The organism is Aurantimonas sp. 22II-16-19i (genome assembly GCF_002088275.1).
Taxonomy (GTDB): domain Bacteria; phylum Pseudomonadota; class Alphaproteobacteria; order Rhizobiales; family Rhizobiaceae; genus Jiella.
Map to the genome: position 1 here is coordinate 66,863 of NZ_AQQS01000010.1, position 25,854 is coordinate 92,716.

Genomic DNA, 25,854 nt, shown 5'->3' on the forward strand with positions numbered 1-25,854 from the left:
CATCGCATCGCCTGAAGGGTCCACCGGCCGCACAACGCGACCGGCTCATGGGAGGAACGATTTGAGACGTCTGTCCGTAGCGGCCCTCGCCGCACTTCTCGCCTCATCGGCGAGCCCGGCCTTCGCCTACAAGGTCTTCGTGTCGAACGAAAAGGGCAACGACATCACGGTGCTCGATTCGCAGCAGGACTTCGCCGTCGTCGACACCTTCAAGGTCGGGCAGCGGCCCCGCGGCATCGCGGTCAGTCCGGACGGCAAGTCTCTCTACGTCTGCGCGAGCGACGACGACACCATCCAGGAATACGACACCGAGACCCACGCCTTCAAGCGCACACTCCCCTCGGGGCCCGACCCCGAGCTCCTCGTCGTGTCGCCGAGCGGCGACCAGCTCTACGCCGCCAACGAGGACGACAATCTCGTCACCGTCATCGACCTGAAGACCGGCGCCCGCCTCGCCGAGATCCCGGTCGGCGTCGAGCCGGAAGGGATGGGCGTTTCGCCCGACGGCAACACCATCGTGAACACGTCGGAAACGACGAACATGGCGCATTTCATCGATCGCGACAGCCAGCAGATCACCGCCAACGTCCTCGTCGATTCCCGCCCCCGCTTCGCCCAGTACAAGCAGGACGGATCGGAGATCTGGGTGTCCGCCGAGATCGGCGGGACGGTCTCGGTGATCGATGCCGCGACCAAGGAGATCACCCACAAGATCACCTTCGAGATTCCCGGCATCCGCTCCGAGGCGATCCAGCCGGTGGGCGTCCGCATCAGCGACGACGGCACCAAGGCCTATGTGGCGCTCGGACCCGCCAACCGGGTGGCGGTGATCGACACCTCGACCTACGAGGTCACGGACTATCTGCTCGTCGGCCAGCGCGTCTGGCAGTTGGCCTTCTCGCCGGACCAGCAGTACCTCTTCACCACCAATGGCCTGTCGAACGACATCACGATCATCGACGTCGCATCCGACAAGGCCATCAAGAGCGTCCAGGTCGGCCAGCAACCGTGGGGCGTCGCCGTCACGCCGAACTGATCTGGCCGCTCTGCCTGAACCGATCTGCGCTGTACGATTTTCTGAAATCCGGGAGGATATCGAGATGAAATCACCTTGGCTCGCACTGATGGCGACCGTTTTCGGCCTGGGCGTCGCATTCGCGCCGGCCGGCCCTGCCTTTGCTCAGGCAGACGATGACGACGCGGCCAAGCCGGCGGCATCGGCCACCGCCGAGGCCGATGACGATGATGACGACGATGATGACGGCGAAAGCCATGGTGCGAACATGGTTCCGGCGGCCGACGGGCTGAAGATCCCGAAGGGCTCGGAGATGATGCCGGCGGCGGCGTTGAACGGCGACCAGATCGGCCTGCCGAAGAACAGCCTGTCCTCGCAGATCATCACGCCTCTCGTGCTCGGCCAGGGCGGTGAGCCCTTCAAGGTCAGTCACAACGACTTCTACATGCGCGCCGGCCAGGCCTATCGCTGGGACATCAAGTCCGAGGGCGACATCGAGTACAAGTTCAACGCGCCGGACTTCTTCCGCAACGTCTGGATGAACCAGATCGTCATCGACGATCTCGAGATCCACATGGCGGGCGCGCCGGCCTGGCTGGAATATGACGCCCACGGCACCATCACCGTCCAGTTCCAGACCGTTCGGCCCGGCCGCTACGAATGGAGCGTCGGCGGGCTCGACGAAGAGCACGAGATGAAGGGCACGATCACCGTCGTACCGTGACATCGGTCATCGCAGCGACAGAGAGGCCGCGGATCACTCCGCGGCCTCATGCCGTTCGAGCCTGAAGCCGTTCAGGCCTCTGGCCTCCAGACAAGCCTCTGCCCTATAAGGGACAAGGCGCCGAGGAAAGCGATGCAGGAATGCAGGACGGGACCCTGACACACCACCAGCCGCACGGTCTTCCCGCCCTCGCCGTCGAGCGGGTCAGCCATTCCTATGGCCAGCGCAAGGCCCTCGACGCCGTCTCCTTCACCGTGCCGCAGGGCTCCTTCACCGCGCTTCTCGGGCCCAACGGCGCCGGCAAGTCGACCCTGTTCTCGCTGATCACGCGGCTGTTCAACGTCCGCGATGGCGCGATGCGCATCCTCGGCTTCGACCTTTCGACCGATCCTGGCGAGGCGCTGCGCCGGCTCGGCGTCGTCTTCCAGGCCCGCACCCTCGACCTCGACCTGTCGATCAGCCAGAACCTCGTCTATCACGCTGCGCTGCACGGCATGCCCGCATCGGCGGCCAGGGCGCGAATCGCCGAGATTCTCGCGACCTCCGAGTTGCGCTCGCGGCTCCAGGAAAAGGCGCGCAACCTCTCCGGGGGACAGCTCAGGAGCATCGAGATCGTCCGCGCCTTCATGCACCGGCCGCGGCTGATCCTGCTCGACGAGCCGACCGTCGGCCTCGACATCCGCTCGCGGGCCGCGATCCTCGCCGAGGTCCGCCGGCTGGTGAAGGAGGAAGGCGTCAGCGTCCTCTGGGCGACGCACCTCATCGACGAGATCGACGCCAGCGACCGGGTGGTCGTCCTCCACCAGGGCAAGGTGCTGGCCGAAGGGCGGGTCCCGGACATCCTCGCGGCCGAAGGCGCGAAGACGATCGGCGACGCCTTCACCCGGCTCACCGGCGTGCGGGCAAGGGCGATCGAGCCGGAGGAGATGCACGCATGAGCGAGATGTCGATCGAGCGGGCCGGTGCGGTGCCGATCCGGCGCGGGTTTCCGCTGTCGGCCTATCTCATCTGCGCCGGCGGCATCGTCTGGCGCGAGGCGCTGCGCTTCATCCATCAGCGCGAGCGCTTCGTCTCGGCGCTGGTCCGCCCGCTCCTCTGGCTGTTCATCTTCGCCGCCGGCTTCCGCCAGGTGCTCGGCGTCTCGATCATCGCCCCCTACCAGACCTACATTCTCTACGAGGTCTACATCGCGCCCGGCCTCGTCGGCATGATCCTCCTGTTCAACGGCATGCAGTCGTCGCTGTCGATGGTCTACGACCGCGAGACCGGCACGATGAAGACCCTGCTCGTCTCGCCGCTGCCGCGGTGGTTCCTCCTGGTCTCCAAGCTGTTTGCCGGCGTCTCCGTCGGCGTCGTCCAGGTCTATGTGTTCTTCGCCATCGCCTGGTTCTGGGAGGTCCAGCCCGAGCCCCTCAGCTATCTGACCGCCCTGCCGGCGATCGTGCTCGCCGGGCTGATGCTCGGCGCGCTCGGCATGCTGCTTTCCTCGCTGGTCCAGCAGTTGGAGAACTTCGCCGGCGTGATGAACTTCGTCATCTTCCCGATGTATTTCGCCTCTTCGGCCCTCTATCCCCTGTGGCGCGTGCAGGAATCGAGCCCGCTGCTCTACCGGATCTGCCAGTTCAACCCTTTCACCCACGCTGTGGAACTCGTGCGCTTCGCGCTGTATCAACAGCTGAACCTTCAGGCCCTGGCGATCGTCGCCGGCTGCACCATCGTCTTTCTCGGCGGCGCCATCGTCGCCTACGATCCGGCGCGCGGCCTGATCAGCCGCAAGCGGCAATAGGCTGGACAGCCTCGGGGGTTCGGGAGCCCCGGGGACGCTCGACGAAAATTCTGGGAGGACATGACATGACGCAACATTCGACGGGAACACGAGCGAGCGGCGCGGCGGCGCTCGGCGGCATGGTGGCGGTCCTCGCCGTCCTCGCACCGCTCGCCGCCAGCGCCCAGGACGGGGCGACGCCCCGCGAGATCCCCAAGGGCTTCGTCGTGCCTGGCCCGGCGCCGACCAACGCCCCGGCCGGCACGGACAATGCACCCGCAGCGGCTCCAAAACCGGCACAAGGCGCCAACAACCCGGTCGCCTTCGCCAAGCCCCCCGCCCCGGCGACAACCAACTGGCCCTGCGTCCAGCGCCGCGTCGACGAGATCACGGCCGGCCAGATCTGGAGCGGCCCGGCGCTTCCCGATCCGGCGTCCGTCGCCGCGAGCGACGAGATGACCCGGCTGATCGACCGGGTTGCAGCCCGGCGGACACCGCTCCCCGAGGCGGAGAAAGCGGTGCAGGACTATCTTGCCGCGACGCCGGAGCCCGAGCGCCAGACGCGGGCCGCCAACTTCGTCGCCGTCCTGCTCGACCGCTTCAACAGCGAACGCACGCAGATCATGAGCGGCATCGAGCGCTACGGCGCCAAGCAGAAGTCGCTGGCCGCCAATCTGCGCGAGCAGGCCAAGGCCTTCTCGACCCAACAGGACAACCCCACCGCCAATCCGACCGTCCTCGACGACGCGCGCCAGCAATTGCTCTGGGACACCCGCGTCTTCAACGAGCGCCGCCAGTCGCTGACCTATGTCTGCGAGGTGCCGACGCTGATCGAGCAGCGGGCCTTCGCCCTCGGCCGAGCCGCCGAACAGGCACTCTGACGATGGTGCAGGAGCCTCGCGAGGACGGCGGAACGCACCGAACCGAGCCGTCCCGACCGCGCAAGCCGAGCGTGACACTGCGCGTCATGGAGGGCAGCTACGCCATCGCCCGGCTGGCGCCGGACGCCGTGATCCCCGACTGGGCGGACGGGCCGGGCTTCGTCTCGATCACCCGGACGACGGAGGAACTCTCGATCCTCTGCCTCGCGGAGCGGGTGCCCCGGGAGATCCGCAGCGATGCGGGATGGTGCGGCTTCCACTTCGCCGGCCCCTTCGCCTTCGACGAGACCGGCATCGCGGCGGCGGTGCTGCAGCCACTGGCGGAAGCGGAGATCGGCATCTTTCTCGTGTCGAGCTTCGATACCGATACGCTGTTCGTGAAGATGGAGATGGCGGGCCGAGCCTCGCAGGTTCTGACTGCCGCCGGCCATGTGATCGCGCCGGCGCTCTGACGGCGCAACGCAGGCGGATGTCGCTCACGTCGGCGCGAGGTGTGGCCAGCGTCGCAAGATGCGGCCAGAGCCGGCGCGGCAGCGGCGTCGAGCGAATCAAGATCGTCGGGATCGGGAAGGACTGGCAGGGGCAACAGGGCTCGAACCTGTGGCCTGCGGTTTTGGAGACCGCCGCTCTACCAACTGAGCTATACCCCTTCAGCCACCGTGGAGATAAATCGTCGGCGGGCCGGATGCAACAGCAATTTTTCGCATCCGCGCTCCGGAGCCGATCTCCTTCACCCGTCCGCCACGTGACGGCCGGGGACGCCAAGGCTCAGCTCGAAACCTGAGCCCGGCGGCCCTGGGCCCCGCTCTCCCGCACTGCCATCCGTCGGACGGCGAGCATGATCGCGATCACCGCCAGATAGGCTGCGAGTTCGCTTGCCGAAGGCTGCGCCGAATAGCCGAGCAGGACATGAGCGATCCGTCCGGCGAGGCTCTCCTCCGACAGGACCGGGCTCGTGTCCCAGAGCGGCGTCACCCACTCGTTCAGCCAGCCGCCCTGCGCCAGGAAGCGCATCGCCTGGGCGGCGAGGCCTGCCGCAAGCAGGGTGATCAGCGCCGTCAGGACGGCGAAGAGATGGCGCAGCGGGATCGCGACGAGGCCGAAATAGAGCAGCGCCGAAAGAAGTGCGCCGCCAGCAATGCCGAGGAGGCCGCCCGCCAGCATGCCGAGCGGGGTGGTCTGCCCGGCGGCGGCGACGCCATAGAGGAAGAGTACGACTTCCGAGCCCTCGCGCAGCACCGCGACAGCGCAGACGATCGATAGAGCCATCAACGACTTCTGCCCCGCCTTCACCTCCTCGCCGACGGCCCTGAGGCTGCGGGCGAGCTCGCGGCCGTGGCTGGCCATCCAGGCATTGTGCCAGACCAGCATGGCGACGGCGATCAAAAGCACCGCCGCGTTGAGGGCTTCCTGGCCGGAGCCTTCGAAGAGATCGGCAATGCCGCCGGCAAACGCGGCGACGAGGCAGGCGCCGAGAAAGCCGGCGAGAATCCCGCCCCCCACATGGGCGCTGCGGCCCACAAGGCCGCGGGTCGCGGCAAGCACGACGCCGACGACGAGGCCCGCCTCGATGACCTCGCGAAAGACGATGACGAAGGCGGCGAGCATCGGACTATTTCGCCACGACGACGCCGCGGGCCGTCGCGGCGTGGTACTCGCCCATGAACATGTAGCGTCCGGGCACCAACGGCTGGATGCGGACGATGCCGGTCTGGCCGCCGCCGACCACCTTCTCGACCCTGAGGTCGTGGGAATCGAACTCGTCGGGAGTGGCGTCCTTGTTGGTCAGCCTGATCTGGAAGCGCTGGTTCGCCGGAACTTCCAGGGTCTCGGGCGAGAACTTGTGGTCCTTCAGCGTCATCTCGAAAGTCGGCACTTCGGCGGCTATGGCCGGCAATGCGGCAGCGCTGAGGGTGGCGGCGCAGAGGGCTGCGGCCAGTGCCGGGCGGAAGATCGAGGACATCGTCGTCATTCCTGGTTGGTGATGTGGGGATGGTTCGAGAGCCGGCCGGCGGGGATCGGCGAGCCCGTCGCTTCGCCTGGCCGAACGCCCCTGGGACATGTGACCTCGAACTGAGCCGGCTTCAGCCGCCCGGAGGCTAGGGGAAACCTCGATCGTGAGGCGCGGTCGACTGCCGGCATGGCCGACCTTGCGGAAATCTTCGGTCCCCAGCCCTGAGCCCTGGACCGAAACGACCCATACACCCGGCTCCCCAACCCTGACAGTTCGGATCAGGTTCAATTTCCTTCATTTTCCGCAGAAGAGACGGCCGATGGCGGGTGGAACTGCGCCGCGCGCGCCGTCGCGGCGCGGAGCGGCCCCAGACGGGCGGCCGTGCGGCGCGACGCAGCAGATGAGCGTTTCGGGGCAATCGCCAGCCTTGCACGGAGGAGATCCGTCGAGGCCTTGAGCGATCAGGAGCGGGTCGGCACCACCCTCACCGCCCCCGCTTCAGGCTGCCGAGGATGCCGCGGACGATCGCCGTGGTTACCGTGGAGGCGACGGTTCGGCCGACCTGTTTCATGATCGTCTCGGTCACGGTCTGGCGCTGATAGCCGGATGCTGCCGGCCGCCGCCGCGGGGCGCGCCGGCGCGGGGCTTCCGGCTCGTCGTCGACATAGTCTTCCGCGTCGTCCCGCCCGCCGCCGCCGAGACCGAAATCCGGGATCTGGAAGCCGGTGCGGGTGCGCCGGGTCTGCGGCACGGACGCGCCGCCGCCCCAGGGGCCCCGCGCCTCGCCGGCCTCGTCTGCCTCGCCGGCCCGCCCCGTCGCGCCGGCCTCGGCGCGGCGTCGCGCAGCCTCGGCCCTGGCGCTCTGCTGGGTCCGCTCGGCCGCCTCGCGCTGGCGGGCGGCTTCGGCCTCCCGGGCGCGCTCCTCCTCTTCGCGCCGCATCTCGGTCTCGGCCCGCTCGACCAGCATCTCATAGGCGGATTCGGAATCGATCGCGTGGTCGTACAGTCCGGCGACCGGGCTCTGGCGCAGGGTCTCGGCGCGCTCCTCGTCGCTGACCGTGCCGAGCCGCGCCGCCGGCGGACGGATCAGCGTGCGCTGGACCATCGACGGCACGCCGCCCTTGCCGAGCGTCGAGACCAGCGCCTCGCCGACACCGAGGGTCGTGATCGCCGCGAAGGCGTCGAAGTCGGGATTGGGCCGGAACGTCTCGGCGGCCGTCTTGACCGCCTTCTGCTCGCGCGGGGTGTAGGCCCTCAGCGCATGCTGCACGCGGTTGCCGAGCTGGGCGAGGACGCCGTCCGGCACGTCCAGCGGGTTCTGGGTGACGAAGAAGACGCCGACGCCCTTGGAGCGGATCAGCTTGACCACCTGCTCGACCCGGTCCAGCAGGATCTGCGGCGCCCCGTCGAACAGGAGATGCGCCTCGTCGAAGAAGAAGACGAGCTTCGGCTTGTCGGGGTCGCCGATCTCCGGCAGTTCCTCGAACAACTCGGACAGCAGCCACAGGAGAAACGTCGCGTAGAGCCGCGGGTTCATCATCAGCCTGTCGGCGGCCAGCACGTTGACGAACCCCCGTCCGTCGCGGTCGGTTCGCATCAGGTCGTCGATCCGCAGCGCCGGCTCGCCGAAGAAATGCTGCGCGCCCTGCTGCTCGAGGACGAGCAGCGAGCGCTGGATCGCGCCCACCGAAGCCTTCGAGACGTTGCCGTAGAGCTTCGAGACGTCGGAGGAATTCTCCGACAGATGCGCCAGCATCGCCTGCAGGTCCTTCAGGTCGAGGAGCAGGAGGCCCTCGTCGTCGGCGATCTTGAAGGCGATGTTGAGCACGCCCTCCTGTGCCTCGGAGAGATTCATCAGCCGGGAGAGGAGCAGCGGCCCCATCTCGGTGATGGTGGCGCGGATCGGGTGGCCCTTCTCGCCGAAGACGTCCCAGAAAATCGTCGGATAGAGGTCGTTGTAATAGGGATCGAGACCGATCTCGGCGGCCCGTTTCAGGAGGAAATCCTTCTCCTCGCCGCGCCGCGAGATGCCGGATAGGTCCCCCTTCACGTCGGCGCAGAACACCGGGACGCCGGCGTCGGAAAAGCCTTCGGCCAGGATCTGCAGCGTCACGGTCTTGCCGGTGCCCGTCGCCCCGGTGACGAGGCCATGGCGGTTGGCCAGCCGAAGGTCGAGATACTCGCCCGCCCCGACCTCGTTCTTGGCGTCGCGGCTCGCGCCGAGAAAGATCCGGTTCGTCTCGGCCATCACCCGCAGTCTCCGTTCATCGCGGCCAGTGTATATGCGGCCGGAGCCCCCGGACAAGCGGCGGGACGAGCGAGAGGGCCACGCCGCGGTGGGGTGACGCGGGTGCCCCCGATCGCCGAGGCAACGGCGAACACTTATGGTAAAATTCCGCCGGCTCGCGTAAGCTGTTCGCCGAGTGGGGAAATCGGCAAGGAGGCGCAGCGGGGTCCGGCAGAGGACCTTGCGCGCGGGAAGAAGCGGCGGTGAGCGTTCAGACGCGATCAGATGGGCGACCGACCGATGACGTTCGGCGGCAACCCGCCCTTGCGCATGCGCCGCGCAAGGGGAGACTGGCCATCTGGCGGCTGTGGCGCCGGCCGACCCTGCTCGTCCATCTGATCACCTTCGCGCTGATCGTCCTGGTCCCGGCGCTCCTGTTCAGCGCCTTTCTGATCGTCCAGTTCTCTCAGCAGCAGCAGGAAATCGCCGCGGCTCAGGTCAACGACACCGCCGAGATCGTGTCCAATGCCATCGATCGCGAAATCTACGGCCTCATGACGTCCGGACGGGTTCTCGCGGCCTCGCCCACGCTGATCGAGGATCGGCTCGCCCAGTTTCACGAGCGGACGGCGGCAGCGCTTCTCGGCACCTCGACCACCGCCGAGCTCGTCGATGGCGCGATGGATGTCCTGGTGAATACCCGCGGGGCTTTTCCGCCCGACACCCTCCCCTTCGACGATCGCCGGCTCGCCCGGCAGGTGTTCGAGACCCGGCGTCCGGCGGTCTCGGGCGTCCGGTTCCGCGATGATCGCGGCGAATTCGTCTATCACGTGGCGATCCCGGTGAACCAGGAGGAGGACGTGAAGTTCGTCCTCGTTCTCTCCAAGGCGACGACCTCCTTCGAGGCGGTGATCGCCGACCGCAACCTGCCGAGCCAGTGGTCGGCGATCATCAAGGACGCCGCGGGCAAGCGCGTCTTCGCGGCGGTCACCAGCGACGGGCGGATGCGCGCCCACCAGAGCGTCTCCTACGACAATCCGTCGATCGTGGAGACCATCGGCAACTCCAGCATGGAAGCCGAGCTGATCAAGGCGTCCACCGTCTCCAGCCTGTCGGGCTGGACGACGACGGTGGCCGTTCCCAGCGCCGTCATCGGCCGGCCGGTGATGCGCTCCTGGCTGCTTCTCATCGGCGCCGGGGCGCTGCTGCTCGCCTTCTCCATCGCGCTCGGCATCACCTTCGGGCGCCGCCTCGCCCAGCCCATCCTCAAGCTCGCCAGGCAGGCCGAGCAGATCGGCCGCGGCGAGCCGGCAACGGTGATTTCCACCGACATCGCCGAGATCGGTCAGGTCTCCAAGGTGCTGGCCCAGGCGTCGCGGGAACGCCGCGAAGCGGAGGAACAGAACCGCTTCCTGATGCGCGAGATGAGCCACCGCGCCAAGAACCAGTATGCGCTGATCGCCTCGATCGCCCGGCGCGCGGCCAACGAAAGCGCCGATACGACGCAGTTCCTGGCGACCTTGTCCGAGGCTCTGAACTCGCTCGCCCGCTCCGCCGACCTCCTCTCCTCGGGCGGCTGGCAGAGCGCCTCGATGAGCGAACTGGCGAAGAGCCAGCTCAAGGCCTTCGGCTCGAACAGCGATCAGATCGTCACGCAGGGTCCGCCGCTGTTCCTGAATGCGACCGCGGCCCAGACGATCGGCCTCGCCCTGCACGAACTCGCCACCAACGCCGCCAAATACGGCGCCCTGTCGAAGCCGGACGGCAATGTGCAGGTCCTGTGGGCGGCGGGCGACAGCTTCACCCTCACCTGGCGCGAGAGCGGCGGCCCGCCGGTGACGCCGCCGCGACACTCGGGCTTCGGCACGCTGGTCACCCAGAAGATGACGGCGCGCGGTCTCGGCGGGTCGGTGGACATGGATTACGCGACCACCGGCGTCGTCTGGACGCTGACCGCGCCGCTCGATGCGATCGAGCCCCGGCCGGAATCCGGCGAGGACGGCGCTTCCTAGCGCGCGGGTCCCGGAGGACGAACCCGCTCGTCGGACGCCTCGCCCGACGGGAGCAGGACGGACGCGATTGCCGGCCGGAGCCCGACGGCTGTGGCCCGGCAAGCCGCCCCGGCGCTCGGGATGCAGGCAACTGGCCGCAAACGATCCGATCGACGGCCGCGCGTCGCTTCTCTCCGGCCTGACACTGGCGAATTCGCCGAGGCGGCGCCCGAGCGGCCCGCGAGCGTGGCGCCATCCTCGACATCAGCGCGATTGAAATCGCTGCTACCAAATCCAGCCGTATACGAATTGGTGATGGACGTGGCGGCAGGTGGATATGGCGAGGCCCTCGTCACCAACGGGCCGACCGCGAAGTCGAGAGAGACCGGATGATCGAAACCTACAGCTTCGACGGCCTCAAGGTCGTCCACCAGACCGCCAGCCCGGCGGATCTTCCCGAGACGGCCCTCTGGATCGATCTCGATTCCCCCACGGTCGAGGAAGTCGCCGCCGTGGAGGCGCTCTGCGCCATCGAGATCCCGACGCGCGAGGAAATGAGCGAGATCGAGGTCTCGAGCCGGCTCTATTCGGAAGATGGCGCCGACGTGATGACCGCGAGCGTCGTGCACGGCGTCCAGAACGGTTCGCCGGCTTTCGCGCCGGTCACCTTCATTCTCACGCGGGGCCGCCTCGTCACCGTGCGCTACAGCGAGCCGAAGAGCTTCAAGATCTTCGTCGCCAAGCTCTGCCGCGACCCGAGCACGTTGCCGGCGCACCAACAGCTGTCCCAGGAGACGGCCGAGGCGGGCGAAGTGCCCCGCGCGGCCGGCAAGCCGCCCGCCGCCGAGCAGCTGCTGGTCGGGCTCCTGGAGACCGTCATCGACCGCATGGCCGACCTTCTCGAGCTGGTCTCGGCCGATCTCGACCGGATCGGCGACGACATCTTCTCCTCCTCGGCGAAGAAGAAGCCGACGGGCACCGCCGACTTCAAGAAGCTGCTGCAGCGCATCGGCGCGGCGGGCGACCTGACCTCGCGGGTGCGCGAGAGCCTTGCGACCCTCGACCGGCTGCTGCCCTTCCTGCAGCTCTCGCTCGATCGCAAGAAGGGCAACGGCATGAAGGACGGCAAGGCGCGGGTGAAGGTGATGGCCCGCGACATCCATTCCCTCAACGACTTCGTCTCGTTCCTGTCGAACAAGACGACCTTCCTTCTCGACACCACCGTCGGAATGATCTCGATCGAGCAGAACGCGATCATCAAGATCTTCTCGGTGGCGGCCGTCGCCTTCCTGCCGCCGACCCTCGTCGCCTCGATCTACGGCATGAACTTCCAGCACATGCCCGAGCTCGGCTGGGACTACGGCTATCCCTACGCGCTCGCCCTGATGGCGGTCTCGGCCCTCCTGCCGATGGTGTATTTCCGCTACAAGAACTGGCTGTAGACCACGGTGCGGCGGCAGGGCGCGCCCGGTCGACGGACGAAGTCGTCGAAGAAGTGAACGCTGCGGTCAGCCCCGGCGGCGGGGCTTTCCGATGCCACGGCGAAGGGCCATCTGATCAGGCAGACGTATCGTGATCATCCGCTCCCGGAGCCATGCAATGCCCGCCTTTTCCGTTCTCGATCTCTCGCCCGTGCCGGAAGGCTTTTCGGCGGAAGACGCCCTGAAGAACTCCGCGTCCCTCGCAAGGCACGCCGAGGACCTCGGCTATCGGCGCTACTGGATGGCCGAGCACCACAACATGCCGGGCATCGCCAGCGCCGCGACCGCCGTCGCGCTGGCCTATATCGGCAGCCAGACGCGGACGATCCGCATCGGCGCGGGCGGCGTGATGCTCCCGAACCACGCGCCGCTGGTCATCGCCGAGCAGTTCGGCACGCTGGCGACGCTCTATCCGAACCGGATCGATCTCGGCCTCGGCCGCGCCCCCGGCACCGACATGATGACGACGCGGGCGCTGCGGCGCAGCCTCGAGGCGAGCGACAGCTTTCCCCAGGACGTCCTGGAGCTGATGCTCTATTTCGAGCCGTCCTCGGCCGGCCAGAAGCTGCGGGCGATCCCCGGCGAGGGCACGCAGGTTCCGGTCTACATCCTCGGCTCGAGCCTCTACGGCGCGCAGCTCGCCGCGCAGCTCGGCCTTCCTTACGCCTTCGCCTCGCATTTCGCGCCCGGCGCCCTCGACCAGGCGGTGGAGATCTACCGCGAGACCTATCGCCCCTCCGAGCGCCACCCCCATCCCTATTTCATCCTGGCCGCCAACGTCTTCGCCGCGGAGACCGACGCCGAGGGCGCCTTCCTGAAGAGCTCGATGGAGCAGGCCTTCGTCAATCTGCGCACCGGCAATCCCGGCAAGCTGTCGCGGCCGATGGAGGGCTACTATGCCCGCCTCGATCCGGCGGCGCGCTCGATGCTCGACCAGGCGCTGGCCATCTCGGCGGTCGGCTCGCCCGAGACGGTGCACGCTCAGCTGTCGGCCTTCGTCGAGCGCTGGCGGCCGGACGAGGTGATTCTCACCGGGCAGATCCACGATCACCAGGCGCGGCTGCGGTCGTTCGAGATCGCCGCCGACGCCATGCGCCGGATCGAGGGCAAGCGGCAGGCCGCCTGAGGCACCCGGCCGGAGCGGTTGCCGGAGCTCGGGATTTCACCGCGAAGCCTAACGCAAGGACGCCAAACGGCTTTTTCTCCGGCGCCGACTGCGCTACAGCCTCCTCCCCAGGAGTTCGCCGCGGGTCTTCCGCGAAATCGAGGGAGGAAGCATGATCACGCGCCGGCTCGTCTGCCTCTTTCCCGGCTTCGAGCCGATGCGGGCGGGCGCCCATGTGAAGCGCTTCCGGCGCGGGGCGGAGAGCGCGGCAGCGCTCTGGGATCTCGCCATCGGGATCGAGGAGCCTGCCGGGACGACAGACCCGGGCGACCTGTTTCCCCGCCTCGACGTTCGGCTCGGCGGGGCGGCGAGCGGCAATGCGCCTTGGCGCACCGACACCGAGATCGTCGTCTTCGACTGGGGCGACCTCATCCTCGCCTATGCCGCGCGGCCGTTCTGGCGGCGCTTCCTCACCGGCTACGTTGCGCTCGCCGATTTCCTCGTCTCGGGAACCGTCCTGCGCTACTTCCGGACGAGCTGGCGCTACGGCCTGTTCTACCTGTTCCCGCTCGTCCTCCTCCTCGTCGCGCTGATCGCCGGCCTCCTCGTCGGCTGGCTCGCCGCCGGGCTCGCGAGCGGGCTCGGCACGGTTGCGGCGACGCTGATCGGTGTTGCCGCGGGCGTGGCGCTCGTCGGCGGAGGACTGTTTCTCGCGAACCGCCGGCTGCATCTCCTGACTGCCCTCGACGACTGGGCGATGGCGCGGGACATCTGCCGCGACCGCAATCCCGCGATCCGCGAGCGCATCCGTCTGCAGGCGGGCGAACTGGAGCGCCGGCTCGCCGACGGCGCCGGCTCGCCCGGCACCGAACTCGTCGTCGCCGCGCACAGCCTCGGAGCGGTGATGGCGGTCATGGCCCTCGACGATGCGCTGGCGAGGCCGGCGCTCGCCGCAGTGCAGCCGCATCTCCTCACCGTCGGCTCCAGCCTGATGAAGACGGCGCTGCATCCGGCGGCGAGCGACGAGCGGATGGCGGTGAAGCGCCTCGTCACCGAGCGGCTGATCCCCTGGACGGACTGCCAGGGACTTTCCGACCCGATCAACTTCTACAAGTCCAACCCGGCAACCTCCCTCGGCATCGACGACGGGCGCACGCCGCGCGTCGTCCGGGTGCATTTCAGGAAGCTCGTGAAGCCCGAGACCTACAGGCGCATCAAGCGCGACTTCTTCCGCCTGCACCGCCAGTTCGTGCTGCCGGTGGAGCGGCGCGCGCCCTATTCCTTCCACATGCTGCTCACCGGGCCGCATCCCCTCGGCGACTTCGCCTATGAGGGCAGCCTCGACCGGCCGCCCCTGATGCCCCTGCCCGAGCCGCCGAAAGACGTGTCGGCGAAGGCGCAAACGGCAGGAGCTTCGGCATGAGCGCGGTGTTGATCGGCAAGATCTGCTGGGTGCTGATGGTCGTCGGCTGGTACGTCATCCGCTACCCCTTCGAGCGGCGCGCCAAGCGCCGCCGCGTCGAGACGACCGCCCGCGGCCGGGCCGAGACCATCCGCATGCTGATCTCGCTGTCGGGGCTCGGGATCCTGCCGGGCGTCTTCGTCGCGACGGGTTTCCCGCGCTTTGCGAGCTATGCGCCCTCGCCCCTCCAGACGGCGCTGGGGGTCGCGGCGATGGTCGCCGCCCTCGTCCTCTTCCGGCTCACCCACAAGGCGCTTGGGCGGATGTGGTCGGTCTCCCTCGACATCCGCGAGAAGCACGAGCTCGTCACCAGCGGCATCTACCGCCATGTGCGCCATCCGATGTACACGGCCTTCTGGACCATGGCACTCGCCCAGGCGCTGCTGCTGCCGAACCTCGTTGCGGGCCTCGCGGGCCTGGTCGGCTTCGGCACGCTGTATTTCCTGCGCGTCGGCCCGGAGGAGGCGATGATGGAAGCGACCTTCGGCGAGGCTTGGCGCGACTACCGTGCCCGCACCGCCCGGCTGATCCCCGGCATCTACTGATCCTGCGGGGACGGGGTTGCCGCCCAAACGGCGGCGATGCGCCGTCGGCGCTCGCTCCGGCGCTTCGCGCCGTGGCTGCGTCGGAGCTGTCAGTCCTGCGGGCGCCTCGGCTTGCGCGGCTTGTCGCGCGGCGCCCCCGACGGGGCGGAGGCCGCGGCGCCGTCCGGCCTGCCGCCCTTGCGCTGGAACGGCTTCTTGGGCCGGGGTCCGTCGAAGCCCGGCTTGCCGCCGGCGAACGGCTTGCCGCCCTTCGGCCCGGATCCGCCGGGCTTGCCGCCGCCGAACTTGCCGCGCGGCGGGGCATCGCCCCCCGCGCCGTCGGCGACGGAGATCGTGATGTCGTCGCCGTCGCTGACCTCCGCCGCGCTGGCGAACTTCTTGGCGACGCTCTCGGCGATCTCGAACTTGGTCTCGCGGTCGTAGATCTTGATCGCGCCGATCTCGGCCCGGGTGATCTTGCCGCGCCGGCAGATCAGCGGCAGGATCCATTTCGGGTCGGCATTGTTGCGCCGGCCGACATCCATGTGGAACCAGACCACCGGCCCGCCGCGGACCTGCTCGCGGCCGGCGCCGCGCTCGCCCGGCTCGCCCTTGCGCTCCCGGCCGGCGAACTCCCGCTCCTTGGCGACCTTCAGGTCCGGCCCGAAGCCAGGGTCGAAGACATCTTCCGGCGCCGGCAGCCGGGACCGGTAGATGCGTGCCAGGGCAGCGGCCAGATCCTCGGGGCTGCGCGTCTCGAGAAGGCGCTTCGCGGCGGCGAGGTCTTCCTCGCTCGCCGGTTCGGTCAGAAGCGGATCGGAGAGCAGCCGCTCCTCGTCGAGGCGGCGGATCGTCTCGGCGGAGGGCGCACCGGACCAGACGGCGCTGATATTCGCCTCGGCCAGAAGCCGCTCGGCCTTGCGGCGGCGGGAAATCGGCACCAGCAGCGCCGAGACGCCCTTGCGCCCGGCCCGGCCGGTGCGGCCTGAGCGGTGCTGCAGGGTCTCGGCGTCACTCGGCAGCTCGGCATGGATGACGAGGTTGAGGCTCGGCAGGTCGAGGCCTCGGGCGGCGACGTCGGTCGCGACGCAGACACGCGCCCGGCCATCACGCAACGCCTGCATCGCCTGGTTCCGCTCGGCCTGGCCGAGCTCGCCCGAGAGCGTCACGACGGAAAAGCCCCGCTCCAGGAGGCCCGACGACAGATGCCGGACCGATTCGCGGGTGTTGCAGAAGACGATGGCGCTGGGCGATTCCGCCTCGCGCAGGACGTTGACGATGGCGTGCTCGACCTCGTTCGGCGCCATGCGGATGGCCCGGTACTCGATGTCGACATGGCCGGTCGTGCCCCTGGCGACCTCGATGCGCATGGCATTGCGCTGGTAGCGCTTGGCCATCGCCATGATGGTCTTCGGCAGGGTGGCGGAAAACAAGAGGGTGCGCCGCTCGGACGGCGTCGCCTCGAGCAGGAATTCCAGATCCTCCCGGAAGCCCAGATTGAGCATCTCGTCGGCCTCGTCGAGCACCAGCGCCTGCAGGGCGCCGATCTTCAGGGCGTTGCGCTCCAGATGATCGCGCAGCCGGCCGGGCGTGCCGACGACGATATGGGCGCCGCGATCGAGCTTGCGGCGCTCGGCCCGCGGATCCATGCCGCCGACGCAGGTGACGATCTCGGCCCCGGCATGGGCGTAGAGCCAGGACAATTCGGCGGTGACCTGGATCGCCAGCTCCCGCGTCGGCGCGACGATCAGCGCCATCGGCGCGCCGGCCTCGGAGAACCGCTCCTCCTCGCCGAGGAGGGTTCCGGCGATGGCGAGGCCGTAGGCGATCGTCTTGCCCGATCCGGTCTGGGCCGAGACGAGCAGGTCGCGCATCGCCGTGCCCTCCTCCAGAACCGAGTCCTGGACGGGCGTCGGCTCTTCGTAGCCGCGCTCGGAAAGCGCCCGGACGAGCGGGGTGATGGAAGTGCGAAACGGCATGAACGGTCCTTGGAAAGGTGGAGGCGCCGGCGCAATCCGCGCGGCATCAAAAAACATCCCCACCCGATGCTCCTATGACACAGAGAGGCGCGAGGTTCAAATGGGAGCGGAACTTGAAACTTGGGTGACAGTCGAGCCGCCGCATTCCCCTTCACCCTCATCCTGAGCCTGTCGAAGGGCGAGGGTGAAGGCTCCAGGTGTGCGGGATACAGGTGATGCCTGGCGCCCCTCGCCCTTCGACAAGCTCAGGATGAGGGGCTACCGGAATGCCCCTCTCACTCCATCAGCAACCTGTCAGGTCGATGCAAACGCCGCTAGGTCAGGCTGTGTTCCGCAGCATAGAGGCTTGCTCTCTCCTTTTAGGGGAATCGAGAACCATGCCGATCCGACCTTACGATGAAGCACTCAAGGCGGTCGCGACACGAAAGCCGGAATTCGCGCGGCATCTCCTCGAAGATGCGGCGAACACACTTTTGAGTGGCGAGACGGACGAAGGGCGGGCGTTGCTGCGCGCCCATGTCAACGCCACGATCGGCTTTGAGGAACTGGGGCGCCGGACAGGGAAAAACCCCAAGAGCCTGATGCGCATGCTCGGGCCGGACGGCAGCCCCACCGCGGTCAACCTCCTCGACATCATGACGCGGCTCGCCCACAGCGAGGGTGCAGCCTTTCAGGTCGAACGGGTCCAGACGACCGAGGCTGCGAAGATCTGAGACAGATAGGCGCCAGCGGGGCTACCCCGCGATATCCACCACCCCGGCCTCGCCATTCTCCGCCCCGAAGGCCAGCAGCGCGCCCTTCGCATCCCAGGCCATCGTCCTGACAGGCGATGCCCCGCCCCGCCGCAGCAGCGCCTCCTTCGAGTCGGCGAATCGCACCGCGAGGATCATGCCGTCCGAATAGCCGATCGCCAGCATGTCCTCGGCCGGGTGACAGGCGACGGCGGTGACCAGCGAGTCGCCCCGGGTGCCGAGTTCGAGCGGCGCCTTGCCCATCGGGCCGTCCTTGCCGGAGAACGGCCAGAGGATCGCCGCCGGAGCGCCCGAGGTGGCGAGGAAGCGGCCCTTGGCGGACCAGCTCCAGTCCTTTACCTTGGACGGATAGCCGGTCATGCGCATGTGCTTGCCGTCGTCGACGCGCCAGCCATGCAGGGCGTTCTCCTGCATGATGGTGACGAGGAAGCGGCCGTCCGGGGAGAAGCTCGCGTCGAGATGCGCGCCCTTCCAGCCGAGCAGCGTCGGAGCGGCGTCGGTCGCCGGGAAGAACAGCGAGGCGCCGTCGTAATGGGCGGTGGCGATGCGCAGGCCCTTCGGGGCGAAGGCGAGGCCCTCGACGGTGCGCGGATGCGCCAGCTCCTTCAGCTCCGCCTTCGGCGCCTGGACATAGGCGCTGCGGCCGGAGGCAAAGCCCACCGCGCCGTTCGGCCCGCCGGCGACGGCGCCGATCCACTTGCGGCCGATGCTCGCCAGTTCCTGCGCCGTCTCGCCGTCCGAGGTCGAAACGACGCGGCCGTCCTCGCCGCCGGACAGGAGCCGCCGGCCGATGCCGTCATAGGCTGCGCAAAGGAGGCCGCCTTCGTGGAGGGTCAGGGCCTTCTCGCCGCCGGCCGGCAGCCGCAGCGTGCCATCGGCGAGTGCAAAGGCCGGCCGGTCGCCGAGGAAGCAGACGGTCTCGACGAATTCGGAGAATTCATAAGCGGCGATCGACGGCATCAGGCGGGGGCCTTCGCCTTGGCCGCACAGGCGGTGAAGCCCGCCTCGAGCTCTTCTGCATCGAGCTGGCGGCCGATGAAGACGAGGCGGCTGAGATGCGCTTCGTCGTCCCGCCAGGGGCGCTGGTGGTCGCCCTCGATGATCATGTGGACGCCCTGCACGACGTAGCGGTCCGGATCGCCGTCGAAGGCGATGATGCCCTTGAGGCGCAGGATGTTCGGCCCCTGCTCCTGGGTCAGCGCCTGGATCCAGGGAAAGAACTTCTTCGGATCGAGCGGCCCGCCGCGCAGCGAGATCGAGGTGACGGTCACGTCGTGGATCGGCGAGACGGCCTGATGAGCATGGGAATGGCCGTGATCATGGTGGTGATGATCGTGCCCGTGCCCGTGATGGTCGTGCCCGTGGTGGTCATGGTCGCAGTCCGGCCCGCAGACATGGTCGTCATGGGCGTGCGCCGCCTCCTCCAGGAAGGCCGGATCCTCGTCGAGGACGCGCTTCAGGTCGAAGGCGCCCTGGCCGAGCACCTTGGCAAGGTCGATGCCGGCGCGCTCGGTGCGATGGATGACGGCATGGGGGTTGATCGCCCGCACCGTCGCCTCGACGGCGGCGAGCTCCTCGGGCGTCACGAGATCGGTCTTGTTGAGGAGGACGACGTCGGCAAAGGCGATCTGGTCCTCGGCCTCGCGGGAGTCCTTCAGCCGCAGCGGCAGGTGCTTGGCGTCGACCAGCGCCACGACGGCGTCGAGCTGGGTCTTGGCCCTGACGTCCTCGTCCATGAAGAAGGTCTGGGCGACGGGGACCGGGTCGGCAAGGCCCGTCGTCTCGACGAGGATGGCGTCGAAGCGGCCCTTGCGGCGGGTCAGGCCCTCGACGACACGCACGAGATCGCCCCGCACCGTGCAGCAGACGCAGCCATTGTTCATCTCGTAGATTTCCTCGTCGCTCTCGACGATGAGGTCGTTGTCGATGCCGATCTCGCCGAACTCGTTGACGATGACGGCGTATTTCTTGCCGTGGTCCTCCGACAGGATGCGATTGAGCAGCGTCGTCTTGCCGGAGCCGAGATAGCCGGTGAGAACGGTGACGGGAATCGGAGCGGCAGCGGTCTCGGACATCGGTGTCTCCTCGTTGAAGCGGGAACGTCTGGGCGTCGTTGGGCCGATATAATCCCGCCAAACCGAGAATGCACGGGGGCCCCTTGTCCTCGATGCCTCGCCGCCGAAGCGTCGGCCGGCAACAGCGCGTTCCGATGGCCTTGCCAACCGCGCCGCGCCGCCCTCCTATGGCCGCCGCGATATCGGGCTTTGCGCCTGATTCTGGAGATCTCGGGCAGGGGCGGGACGATGGACGAGAGCGACGCGATGCCGAAGGGCGAACTCACCGTTCGCATTCCGGCGATGCCGGCCGACGCCAATGCCAATGGCGACATCTTCGGCGGCTGGGTGGTCTCGCAGATGGATCTCGCCGCCGGCATCCGGGCCGCAGAGCGATCGCGGGGCCGGGTCGCGACGGTGGCGATCAACGCGCTGGTGTTCAAGAAGCCGGTGAAGATCGGCGACACGCTCTGCGTCTATACCGCCATCGACAAGGTCGGCCGGACCTCGATCACCCTGTCCATCGAGGCCTGGACCCAGAGGCGCACGTCGCGCGTCGAGGCCAAGGTGACCGAGGGCACCTTCGTGATGGTGGCGATCGACGACGACGGCCGTCCGGCACCGATCCCGGCCGAAACCCTGGACTGATCCGCGCCCCCGTGCCCAGCCTCTCCCGCTCCGACTTTCCGACGATCAGCATCGCGGCGCTCGCCGTCGGCGAAACCATCGTCTGGGCGGCGTTCTACTACACCTTTCCGGCGCTTCTGACCCGGTGGGAAGGCGCCGAGGGCTGGGGCAAGACCACCCTCACCGCCGCCTTCGCCGGCACGATCATGCTCTCGGCGCTGCTCGCCCCCTTCGCCGGGCGGCTGATCGACCGGGGCCACGGCCCGGCGCTGATGACCGGGGCTGCCTGCGTGGGCGCCGGCCTCCTCGCGCTGTCGTCCCTCACCACCAGCCTCGCCCTCTTCGTGGCGATCTGGCTCTGCCTCGGCGTGGTGATGGCCGGCGCGCTCTACGAGCCGTGCTTTGCCGTGGTGACGCGCGCCCTCGGACCAGACGCCCGGCGGGCGATCACCGGGATCACCCTCGTCGCGGGATTTGCCGGAACGCTGAGCTTTCCCATGAACCACTGGATCGCCGAGATCGGCGGCTGGCGGCTCGCCGCGCAGGCGATGGCGGCGCTGGCGCTGCTCGCCGCCGCGCCGCTCCTGTGGTTCTCGACCTCGCGCCTGGAATCCTACGCCCTCGCCCGGGCGCCCGTTCCGACCAGGGAAAGTCCGCCGCCCGAGGCGCCGGGCGCCGCCCCGTCGCGGCGTCGGCTGTTCTTCCTCCTGACGCTCGGATTTGCGCTGGTCGGCGCCGCCCACAGCCTCGTCCTCAACCATCTGCTGCCGATCCTTCAGAGCAACCGGATGAGCGAGGATTTCGCCGTGCTGGTGGCGGCCGGGGTCGGGCCGATGCAGGTGGTCGGCCGCCTCGCCATTCTGGGCTTCGAGCGGCACCTGTCGAACCGGGTGGTGGCGCTGACGAGCTGCGTCGCCGTCGGCCTTGCGGCCTGCTGCCTCCTCGGCGCACAGTTCCTGCCGCTGCTGGCGATCGTCTTCGTCGTCCTGCAGGGCAGCGGCTACGGCACGGTCAGCATCATGCGCCCGGTGATGCTGCGCGAGACCTTGGGCGATACGAATTTCGGCGCGATCAGCGGCGAGATGGCCCGCTACGCGACGGCCGCCGCAGCGCTGGCGCCCTTCGCGGGCTCGCTGCTGTGGCTGATCGGCGGCTACGATCTGACGCTCCTGGTCGTCGCCGCATCCTGCGCCGTCGCCTTCGCGGCCTTCGCTGCCCTCGCCGTGCGGCCGGACCGCCCTTCGACATGCTGACGGCGTGGCCCATCTCTGCAGCCGGCGCCCGCGGATCGTCCGGGTCCGTTCGGGCCATGCATTCTGGCAGGAGAGGCCTTCGAACCATGCTCAAGACGCTCGTGCGCGACTATTCCTGGATCCATCTCGGGATCGGCCTGTTCGGCAATTTCTGCTTCGTCGTCGGCTCGGTCCTGTTCTTCAAGATCTTCGAGACCTACTACACCCTGGGTGTCTGGCTGTTCGTCGTCGGCTCCACGGGCATGTTCCTCGGCTCGCTCGGCGGATTGGCGAAATCGCTCTACGAGCGGCATGAGAAGGCTCGGACCGCAAGTGCGCGCTGACCGATCGATCGGGACTATCCTGGGATTTTCCGCCGTCCTGATGTGGGCGCTGCTGGCGCTCCTCACCGCGCTCAGCGGCAACGTGCCGCCGTTCCAGCTGGCGGCGATGAGCTTTGCCATCGCCAGCGCCATCGGCCTCGTCATGCTGCAGGTCCGGGGCGTCGGCTTCGCCGTCTTCCGGCAGCGCCCGGCCGTCTGGCTCGTGGGTGTCGCCGGCCTGTTCGGCTATCACGCGCTCTACTTCGCCGCACTGCGCAACGCCCCGGCGGCCGAGGCGAGCCTCATCGCCTATCTCTGGCCGCTGCTGATCGTGCTGGGCTCGGCATCGCTGCCGGGCGAGAGGCTGCGCTGGTTCCACATCCTCGGCGCCGTCCTCGGCCTCTGCGGGGCGGCGCTGATCGTGACCCGCGGTGGCGCGGTCTCCCTCGATCCCCGCTTTGCCCTCGGCTACGGCCTCGCCCTCCTCTGCGCGCTGACCTGGTCGAGCTACTCGCTGCTGTCGCGCCGCTTCGGCGAGGTGCCGAGCGACGTCGTCACCGGCTTCTGCCTTGCGACGGCGGTCCTCTCCCTGCTCTGCCATCTCGCCTTCGAGACAACGGTGTGGCCACAGGGCGGCGGCGAATGGACAGCCGTCGTCCTCCTCGGCCTCATGCCGGTGGGCGGAGCCTTCTATGTCTGGGACTACGGCGTCAAGCGCGGCGACATCCAGGTGATCGGCGCGGCGAGCTATGCCGCGCCGCTCCTGTCCACGCTGGTGCTGGTGCTGGCGGGCAAGGCGGAGATGCGCCTCGAACTCGCCGCTGCCGCGCTCCTGATCACCGCCGGTGCCGGGCTCGCCGCGCTGCCCCTTTTCAAGCGGCTGTCGCGCCGGGCAGCCTGAGCCACCCGGCGGTCGATGACGACCGATGCGTCAGCCGGCCGGCTTGCGCGGCGTCGGACGCCAGTCCTTCGGCGCCAGCTCGAAGCTTTCGAACTGGAATGCCGGAGCCACCGTGCAGCCGACGAGGGTGAATTCCCCCAGCGAGGTCGCGGTCTGCCAGCACCCGGCCGGCACGACGAATTGCGGGCGCTCGCCCGCCTCGATGTTCGGGCCGAGGCGGTGGGCGGACGCGTCATGGCCGTTCTCGGAGATGGTGATCACCAGCGGCGCCCCTCCGTACCAGTGCCAGACCTCGGCGGCGTCGCTCACCCGGTGCCATTCGGACGTCTCGCCGGCCTCGAGCAGATAGTAGATCGCCGTCGAGCGGGATCGGCCAGTCTCGTCGGTGCGCTCGTCGCGGAAATTCTCGCGGTACCAGCCGCCCTCTGGGTGCGGCTTCATGTCGAGGCTCCGGACGATCTTGAGCGCGGCAGAACTCATCAGTATTGATCCCTCTTCTTTCTGATCGCTGCAAAGACGTCGACAGGGTCGGCGCCTGCCATCCCCATGGCCGCCATCAGGCCCTCGTCGTCGGCCCTGAGGAACGGGTTCGTCTTCTTCTCCCGCTCGAGCAGGACAGGCAAGGTCGAACGGCCCTCGCGGCGCAATTCTTCCACCTCGCGCGCCCGTTCCTGCAGCGCGACGTTGTCCGGATCGACGGAAAGCGCGCATTTTGCGTTCGTCGCGGTGTATTCGTGACCGCAATAGAGCATCGTTGCGCCGGGCAACGCCCGCAGCCGCTGCAGCGATTCCCACATCATGGCGGCGTCGCCCTCGAACAGCCGCCCGCAGCCGAGCGAGAACAGCGCGTCGGCAGCAAAGACGGCACCGGCGTCCGGCATGAAGTAGGAGACCTCGCCCAGCGTGTGGCCCGGCGTGTCGATCACCTCGACCCTGACCCCGCCGACGTCGATGGTCTGGCCGCCGGCGACCGGGCGGTCGATGCCGGGGATCTTCATCTTCTCCTTCTCCGGCCCGACGATCTCGACGTGGAAGCGGGCCTTGAGGGCCTCGTTGGCCGCGACATGGTCGCCATGGTGGTGAGTCGTCAGGATGTGGGTGAGCGTCCAGCCGGCCGTCTCGAGCTCGGCGAGAATCGCCTGTTCCTCCGGCGCGTCGATCGCGATCGTCGTGCCGCTCTCGGCCTCGTGGACCAGCACGCCGAAATTGTCGCTTCGGCAGGTGAACTGTCTGATGTCGAAGGATGCCATGATCGCCTCCGGTTAGCGTTGCGGGCGTTCGCCGGTCCCGGGCGCGAGGAGCCACCGCCGCCCCGTCGCCGGAACACCGACCTGTCCGAGCGAAAGCGACGCTCCGCGGATCAATTCGCGAAGGGAACGGTTTCGAGCGAGCCAGCCGTGGTCTTATATGGGAAACGGCCGCCGTGCTGGAACCTCGGGAGATCACGCCCTGTCGACCAATGCCGACATCATCGACCTCTGCAATTTCTATGCCTCGCCCCTCGGCGTGGCGGCGGCAAAGTCGATCTCGCTGGCGCTGACGCCGGTCTGGCGGCCGATCTCGGAGGAGCGGCTGCTCGGGCTCGGCTATGCGACGCCCTATCTCACGCGCTTCGGCGCCGATTGCGAACGCTCGCTCGCCTTCATGCCCGCCGCGCAAGGGGCCGAGCGCTGGCCGGCCGGGGCACCGCTGCGGACCGCCCTCGTCGGCATCGAGGACCTGCCGCTCGGCGACGCGTCGATCGACCGCATCCTGATGGTCCATGCGCTGGAATTTGCCGAAAGCGCCGAAGCGCTGCTCGCCGAGGCGTGGCGGGTGCTGGCGCCGGGCGGCAGCCTGGTCATCGTCGTGCCGCACCGGCGCGGCGTCTGGGCGCGGTTCGAGCACACGCCCTTCGGTTCGGGCCGGCCGTGGTCGCGCGGCCAGCTGACGCGGCTCCTGCGCTCGGTAACGTTCACACCCCATGCCTGGAGCGAGGCACTGTACTTTCCGCCCTTCGAGCGCCGGTCGCTGGTCAGCCTGGCGCCGGCACTGGAGCGGCTCGGGCGCCGCTGCTGGCCGATGTTCGCGGGCGTCGTCGTCATCGAGGCCGTCAAGCAGCTCTATCGCGGCGTCCCGGTCGCCTCGGCGGCGAAGGAACGGCGGGTGGCCAAGCCCGTGCTGGTCCCGGCGGGCGCAGGTGTCGGGGCGCGGCGGGAAATCGCCACCATCCGCCCGTGACCGCGGGCCGCGGTCGCTTCGGCCCGGACGACATTCCAACCGTCATGCAGCCATAGTGCTCTCTGGACGTTTGTTCGCTGACCCACGAGACGCAAGGCATCCTGCCACGTCTACAGGAGCAGACCATGTCCGAACTGACACTCCAGGATCTCTCGAAGAAGATGGCGAAGCTCGACTTCGCCATGCTCGTCACCCGGTCCCTCGACGGCGGATCGACAGCCCGCCCCATGAGCAACAACGGCGATGTGGGCTATGACGGCGAGAGCTATTTCTTCGCCTATGCGAACTCCCGCAAGATTGCCGAGATCAGGGCCGAAGACGCCGTCACGCTGACCTATACCGGCGCCCTCGGCATGCTCGGCGGCCCGCCGCTGTTCGTGGCGGCAGAGGGAAGCGCGACGCTGGTCGAGGACAAGGCGGCCTTCGTCGACCATTGGACGAAGGATCTCGACCGCTGGTTCCCCGGTGGCATCGACACGCCCGGCGCGATCATGATCAGGGTGAAGGCGAATCGCATCCGCTACTGGGACGGCGGCGACGAGGGCGAGATCTCCCTCTGATCTTCGCCCATTTCCGCTTCTGCCCGTCCCCCTCCGGAAAGTCACCTCATGGGTCGGGCGGAAGCGGCGTCCTCAGG

General features: G+C 68.4%; 26 protein-coding genes and 1 tRNA gene. 18 read left to right on the forward strand and 9 right to left on the reverse strand.

Annotated elements, in window-relative coordinates:
- Positions 1-61 precede the first annotated feature (61 nt).
- The 6 genes from ATO4_RS10235 (at position 62) to ATO4_RS10260 (ending at position 4,837) form a co-directional block, all read left to right on the forward strand.
- Positions 62-1,036, forward strand: a complete 975-nt coding sequence (locus tag ATO4_RS10235) for a PQQ-dependent catabolism-associated beta-propeller protein (protein WP_083591433.1) — start codon at positions 62-64, stop codon at positions 1,034-1,036.
- A gap of 64 nt (positions 1,037-1,100) precedes the next feature.
- Positions 1,101-1,739: a hypothetical protein gene (locus tag ATO4_RS10240; protein ID WP_083591434.1), complete on the forward strand. Its 639-nt coding sequence runs from the start codon at positions 1,101-1,103 to the stop codon at positions 1,737-1,739.
- A 140-nt stretch (positions 1,740-1,879) separates the two neighbouring features.
- Positions 1,880-2,677, forward strand: coding sequence for an ABC transporter ATP-binding protein (locus tag ATO4_RS10245; RefSeq protein WP_083591435.1), 798 nt, complete (start codon positions 1,880-1,882; stop codon positions 2,675-2,677).
- 5 nt (positions 2,678-2,682) lie between these two features.
- Positions 2,683-3,525, forward strand: coding sequence for an ABC transporter permease (locus ATO4_RS10250; RefSeq protein ID WP_139802380.1), 843 nt, complete (start codon positions 2,683-2,685; stop codon positions 3,523-3,525).
- A 65-nt stretch (positions 3,526-3,590) separates the two neighbouring features.
- Positions 3,591-4,385: a hypothetical protein gene (locus ATO4_RS10255; protein WP_083591437.1), complete on the forward strand. Its 795-nt coding sequence runs from the start codon at positions 3,591-3,593 to the stop codon at positions 4,383-4,385.
- A 71-nt stretch (positions 4,386-4,456) separates the two neighbouring features.
- Positions 4,457-4,837: an ACT domain-containing protein gene (locus ATO4_RS10260; RefSeq protein WP_348626459.1), complete on the forward strand. Its 381-nt coding sequence runs from the start codon at positions 4,457-4,459 to the stop codon at positions 4,835-4,837.
- 122 nt (positions 4,838-4,959) lie between these two features.
- On the opposite strand, the gene ATO4_RS10265 is transcribed toward ATO4_RS10260, so the two are convergent.
- From ATO4_RS10265 to ATO4_RS10280, 4 genes are all read right to left on the reverse strand, one after another.
- A tRNA-Trp gene (locus tag ATO4_RS10265) sits at positions 4,960-5,035 on the reverse strand.
- Between the two features lie 118 nt (positions 5,036-5,153).
- Complete coding sequence (locus tag ATO4_RS10270; protein WP_083591439.1) at positions 5,154-5,993, reverse strand: FTR1 family protein; 840 nt, start codon at positions 5,991-5,993, stop codon at positions 5,154-5,156.
- Between the two features lie 4 nt (positions 5,994-5,997).
- On the reverse strand, positions 5,998-6,348 hold the full coding sequence (locus ATO4_RS10275) for a cupredoxin domain-containing protein (RefSeq protein WP_083591496.1): 351 nt from the start codon (positions 6,346-6,348) through the stop codon (positions 5,998-6,000).
- Positions 6,349-6,823: 475 nt separating this feature from the next.
- Positions 6,824-8,587: a helicase HerA-like domain-containing protein gene (locus tag ATO4_RS10280; protein WP_083591440.1), complete on the reverse strand. Its 1,764-nt coding sequence runs from the start codon at positions 8,585-8,587 to the stop codon at positions 6,824-6,826.
- A 242-nt stretch (positions 8,588-8,829) separates the two neighbouring features.
- Here ATO4_RS10280 and ATO4_RS10285 point away from each other — a divergent pair, with 242 nt between their 5' ends.
- The 5 genes from ATO4_RS10285 to ATO4_RS10305 all read left to right on the forward strand — a co-directional run bounded on the left by ATO4_RS10285 (position 8,830) and on the right by ATO4_RS10305 (position 15,150).
- Positions 8,830-10,578, forward strand: a complete 1,749-nt coding sequence (locus ATO4_RS10285; protein WP_083591441.1) for a sensor histidine kinase — start codon at positions 8,830-8,832, stop codon at positions 10,576-10,578.
- Between the two features lie 368 nt (positions 10,579-10,946).
- Positions 10,947-11,999: a magnesium transporter CorA family protein gene (locus ATO4_RS10290; protein WP_083591442.1), complete on the forward strand. Its 1,053-nt coding sequence runs from the start codon at positions 10,947-10,949 to the stop codon at positions 11,997-11,999.
- A 157-nt stretch (positions 12,000-12,156) separates the two neighbouring features.
- The gene (locus ATO4_RS10295; protein ID WP_083591443.1) at positions 12,157-13,164 is read left to right on the forward strand and encodes an LLM class flavin-dependent oxidoreductase; all 1,008 of its coding nucleotides are present in this window, start codon (positions 12,157-12,159) and stop codon (positions 13,162-13,164) included.
- Positions 13,165-13,315: 151 nt separating this feature from the next.
- The gene (locus tag ATO4_RS10300) at positions 13,316-14,566 is read left to right on the forward strand and encodes a hypothetical protein (protein ID WP_083591444.1); all 1,251 of its coding nucleotides are present in this window, start codon (positions 13,316-13,318) and stop codon (positions 14,564-14,566) included.
- Entirely contained in the window at positions 14,563-15,150 is a 588-nt protein-coding gene (locus tag ATO4_RS10305) for a protein-S-isoprenylcysteine O-methyltransferase (protein ID WP_083591445.1), read from the forward strand. The genes ATO4_RS10300 and ATO4_RS10305 overlap by 4 nt, the downstream gene beginning before the upstream one ends.
- 89 nt (positions 15,151-15,239) lie before the next feature.
- Here ATO4_RS10305 and ATO4_RS10310 read toward each other — a convergent pair whose 3' ends face one another.
- Positions 15,240-17,108 carry a DEAD/DEAH box helicase gene (locus ATO4_RS10310; protein WP_139802374.1) on the reverse strand — a complete coding sequence of 623 codons (1,869 nt, stop codon included), beginning with the start codon at positions 17,106-17,108 and terminating at the stop codon, positions 15,240-15,242.
- Between the two features lie 377 nt (positions 17,109-17,485).
- Here ATO4_RS10310 and ATO4_RS27695 point away from each other — a divergent pair, with 377 nt between their 5' ends.
- Positions 17,486-17,821 carry a transcriptional regulator gene (locus tag ATO4_RS27695; RefSeq protein WP_210191051.1) on the forward strand — a complete coding sequence of 112 codons (336 nt, stop codon included), beginning with the start codon at positions 17,486-17,488 and terminating at the stop codon, positions 17,819-17,821.
- A 21-nt stretch (positions 17,822-17,842) separates the two neighbouring features.
- Here ATO4_RS27695 and ATO4_RS10320 read toward each other — a convergent pair whose 3' ends face one another.
- On the reverse strand, positions 17,843-18,820 hold the full coding sequence (locus ATO4_RS10320; RefSeq protein ID WP_083591446.1) for a WD40 repeat domain-containing protein: 978 nt from the start codon (positions 18,818-18,820) through the stop codon (positions 17,843-17,845).
- Positions 18,820-19,935, reverse strand: a complete 1,116-nt coding sequence (locus tag ATO4_RS10325; RefSeq protein ID WP_083591447.1) for a GTP-binding protein — start codon at positions 19,933-19,935, stop codon at positions 18,820-18,822. Before ATO4_RS10325 ends, ATO4_RS10320 begins: the two co-directional genes overlap by 1 nt.
- A 228-nt stretch (positions 19,936-20,163) precedes the next feature.
- Between ATO4_RS10325 and ATO4_RS27700 the strand changes: the two genes are divergently transcribed.
- The 4 genes from ATO4_RS27700 to ATO4_RS10340 all read left to right on the forward strand — a co-directional run bounded on the left by ATO4_RS27700 (position 20,164) and on the right by ATO4_RS10340 (position 22,997).
- The gene (locus ATO4_RS27700; protein ID WP_176222938.1) at positions 20,164-20,562 is read left to right on the forward strand and encodes an acyl-CoA thioesterase; all 399 of its coding nucleotides are present in this window, start codon (positions 20,164-20,166) and stop codon (positions 20,560-20,562) included.
- 11 nt (positions 20,563-20,573) lie between these two features.
- On the forward strand, positions 20,574-21,794 hold the full coding sequence (locus ATO4_RS10330) for an MFS transporter (protein ID WP_176222934.1): 1,221 nt from the start codon (positions 20,574-20,576) through the stop codon (positions 21,792-21,794).
- An 86-nt stretch (positions 21,795-21,880) separates the two neighbouring features.
- Positions 21,881-22,117, forward strand: a complete 237-nt coding sequence (locus ATO4_RS10335; protein ID WP_245308673.1) for a YrhK family protein — start codon at positions 21,881-21,883, stop codon at positions 22,115-22,117.
- Between the two features lie 40 nt (positions 22,118-22,157).
- Positions 22,158-22,997, forward strand: coding sequence for an EamA family transporter (locus ATO4_RS10340; RefSeq protein WP_245308680.1), 840 nt, complete (start codon positions 22,158-22,160; stop codon positions 22,995-22,997).
- A gap of 30 nt (positions 22,998-23,027) precedes the next feature.
- Here the strand turns inward: ATO4_RS10340 and ATO4_RS10345 are convergent, their stop codons facing one another.
- Both ATO4_RS10345 and gloB read right to left on the reverse strand, forming a co-directional pair.
- Positions 23,028-23,477, reverse strand: coding sequence for a cupin domain-containing protein (locus ATO4_RS10345; RefSeq protein WP_083591451.1), 450 nt, complete (start codon positions 23,475-23,477; stop codon positions 23,028-23,030).
- Positions 23,477-24,247, reverse strand: coding sequence for a hydroxyacylglutathione hydrolase (gloB, locus tag ATO4_RS10350; RefSeq protein ID WP_083591452.1), 771 nt, complete (start codon positions 24,245-24,247; stop codon positions 23,477-23,479). The genes ATO4_RS10345 and gloB overlap by 1 nt, the downstream gene beginning before the upstream one ends.
- Before the next feature lie 157 nt (positions 24,248-24,404).
- On the opposite strand from gloB, the gene ATO4_RS10355 reads away from it, so the two are divergent.
- Positions 24,405-25,217, forward strand: a complete 813-nt coding sequence (locus ATO4_RS10355) for a class I SAM-dependent methyltransferase (RefSeq protein ID WP_083591453.1) — start codon at positions 24,405-24,407, stop codon at positions 25,215-25,217.
- A 125-nt stretch (positions 25,218-25,342) separates the two neighbouring features.
- Positions 25,343-25,777 carry a pyridoxamine 5'-phosphate oxidase family protein gene (locus ATO4_RS10360; RefSeq protein ID WP_083591454.1) on the forward strand — a complete coding sequence of 145 codons (435 nt, stop codon included), beginning with the start codon at positions 25,343-25,345 and terminating at the stop codon, positions 25,775-25,777.
- Positions 25,778-25,854 lie beyond the last annotated feature (77 nt).

Coding starts and splice junctions, on each gene's coding strand:
- ATO4_RS10240 (WP_083591434.1), top strand. CDS start 1,101: ATGAAATCACCTTGGCTCGCACTGATGGCGACCGTTTTCGGCCTGGGC.
- ATO4_RS10245 (WP_083591435.1), top strand. CDS start 1,880: ATGCAGGACGGGACCCTGACACACCACCAGCCGCACGGTCTTCCCGCC.
- ATO4_RS10250 (WP_139802380.1), top strand. CDS start 2,683: ATGTCGATCGAGCGGGCCGGTGCGGTGCCGATCCGGCGCGGGTTTCCG.
- ATO4_RS10255 (WP_083591437.1), top strand. CDS start 3,591: ATGACGCAACATTCGACGGGAACACGAGCGAGCGGCGCGGCGGCGCTC.
- ATO4_RS10270 (WP_083591439.1), bottom strand. CDS start 5,993: ATGCTCGCCGCCTTCGTCATCGTCTTTCGCGAGGTCATCGAGGCGGGC.
- ATO4_RS10275 (WP_083591496.1), bottom strand. CDS start 6,348: ATGTCCTCGATCTTCCGCCCGGCACTGGCCGCAGCCCTCTGCGCCGCC.
- ATO4_RS10280 (WP_083591440.1), bottom strand. CDS start 8,587: ATGGCCGAGACGAACCGGATCTTTCTCGGCGCGAGCCGCGACGCCAAG.
- ATO4_RS10290 (WP_083591442.1), top strand. CDS start 10,947: ATGATCGAAACCTACAGCTTCGACGGCCTCAAGGTCGTCCACCAGACC.
- ATO4_RS10295 (WP_083591443.1), top strand. CDS start 12,157: ATGCCCGCCTTTTCCGTTCTCGATCTCTCGCCCGTGCCGGAAGGCTTT.
- ATO4_RS10300 (WP_083591444.1), top strand. CDS start 13,316: ATGATCACGCGCCGGCTCGTCTGCCTCTTTCCCGGCTTCGAGCCGATG.
- ATO4_RS10305 (WP_083591445.1), top strand. CDS start 14,563: ATGAGCGCGGTGTTGATCGGCAAGATCTGCTGGGTGCTGATGGTCGTC.
- ATO4_RS10310 (WP_139802374.1), bottom strand. CDS start 17,108: ATGCCGTTTCGCACTTCCATCACCCCGCTCGTCCGGGCGCTTTCCGAG.
- ATO4_RS27695 (WP_210191051.1), top strand. CDS start 17,486: ATGCCGATCCGACCTTACGATGAAGCACTCAAGGCGGTCGCGACACGA.
- ATO4_RS10320 (WP_083591446.1), bottom strand. CDS start 18,820: ATGCCGTCGATCGCCGCTTATGAATTCTCCGAATTCGTCGAGACCGTC.
- ATO4_RS10325 (WP_083591447.1), bottom strand. CDS start 19,935: ATGTCCGAGACCGCTGCCGCTCCGATTCCCGTCACCGTTCTCACCGGC.
- ATO4_RS27700 (WP_176222938.1), top strand. CDS start 20,164: ATGGACGAGAGCGACGCGATGCCGAAGGGCGAACTCACCGTTCGCATT.
- ATO4_RS10335 (WP_245308673.1), top strand. CDS start 21,881: ATGCTCAAGACGCTCGTGCGCGACTATTCCTGGATCCATCTCGGGATC.
- ATO4_RS10340 (WP_245308680.1), top strand. CDS start 22,158: ATGTGGGCGCTGCTGGCGCTCCTCACCGCGCTCAGCGGCAACGTGCCG.
- ATO4_RS10345 (WP_083591451.1), bottom strand. CDS start 23,477: ATGAGTTCTGCCGCGCTCAAGATCGTCCGGAGCCTCGACATGAAGCCG.
- gloB (WP_083591452.1), bottom strand. CDS start 24,247: ATGGCATCCTTCGACATCAGACAGTTCACCTGCCGAAGCGACAATTTC.
- ATO4_RS10355 (WP_083591453.1), top strand. CDS start 24,405: ATGGGAAACGGCCGCCGTGCTGGAACCTCGGGAGATCACGCCCTGTCG.
- ATO4_RS10360 (WP_083591454.1), top strand. CDS start 25,343: ATGTCCGAACTGACACTCCAGGATCTCTCGAAGAAGATGGCGAAGCTC.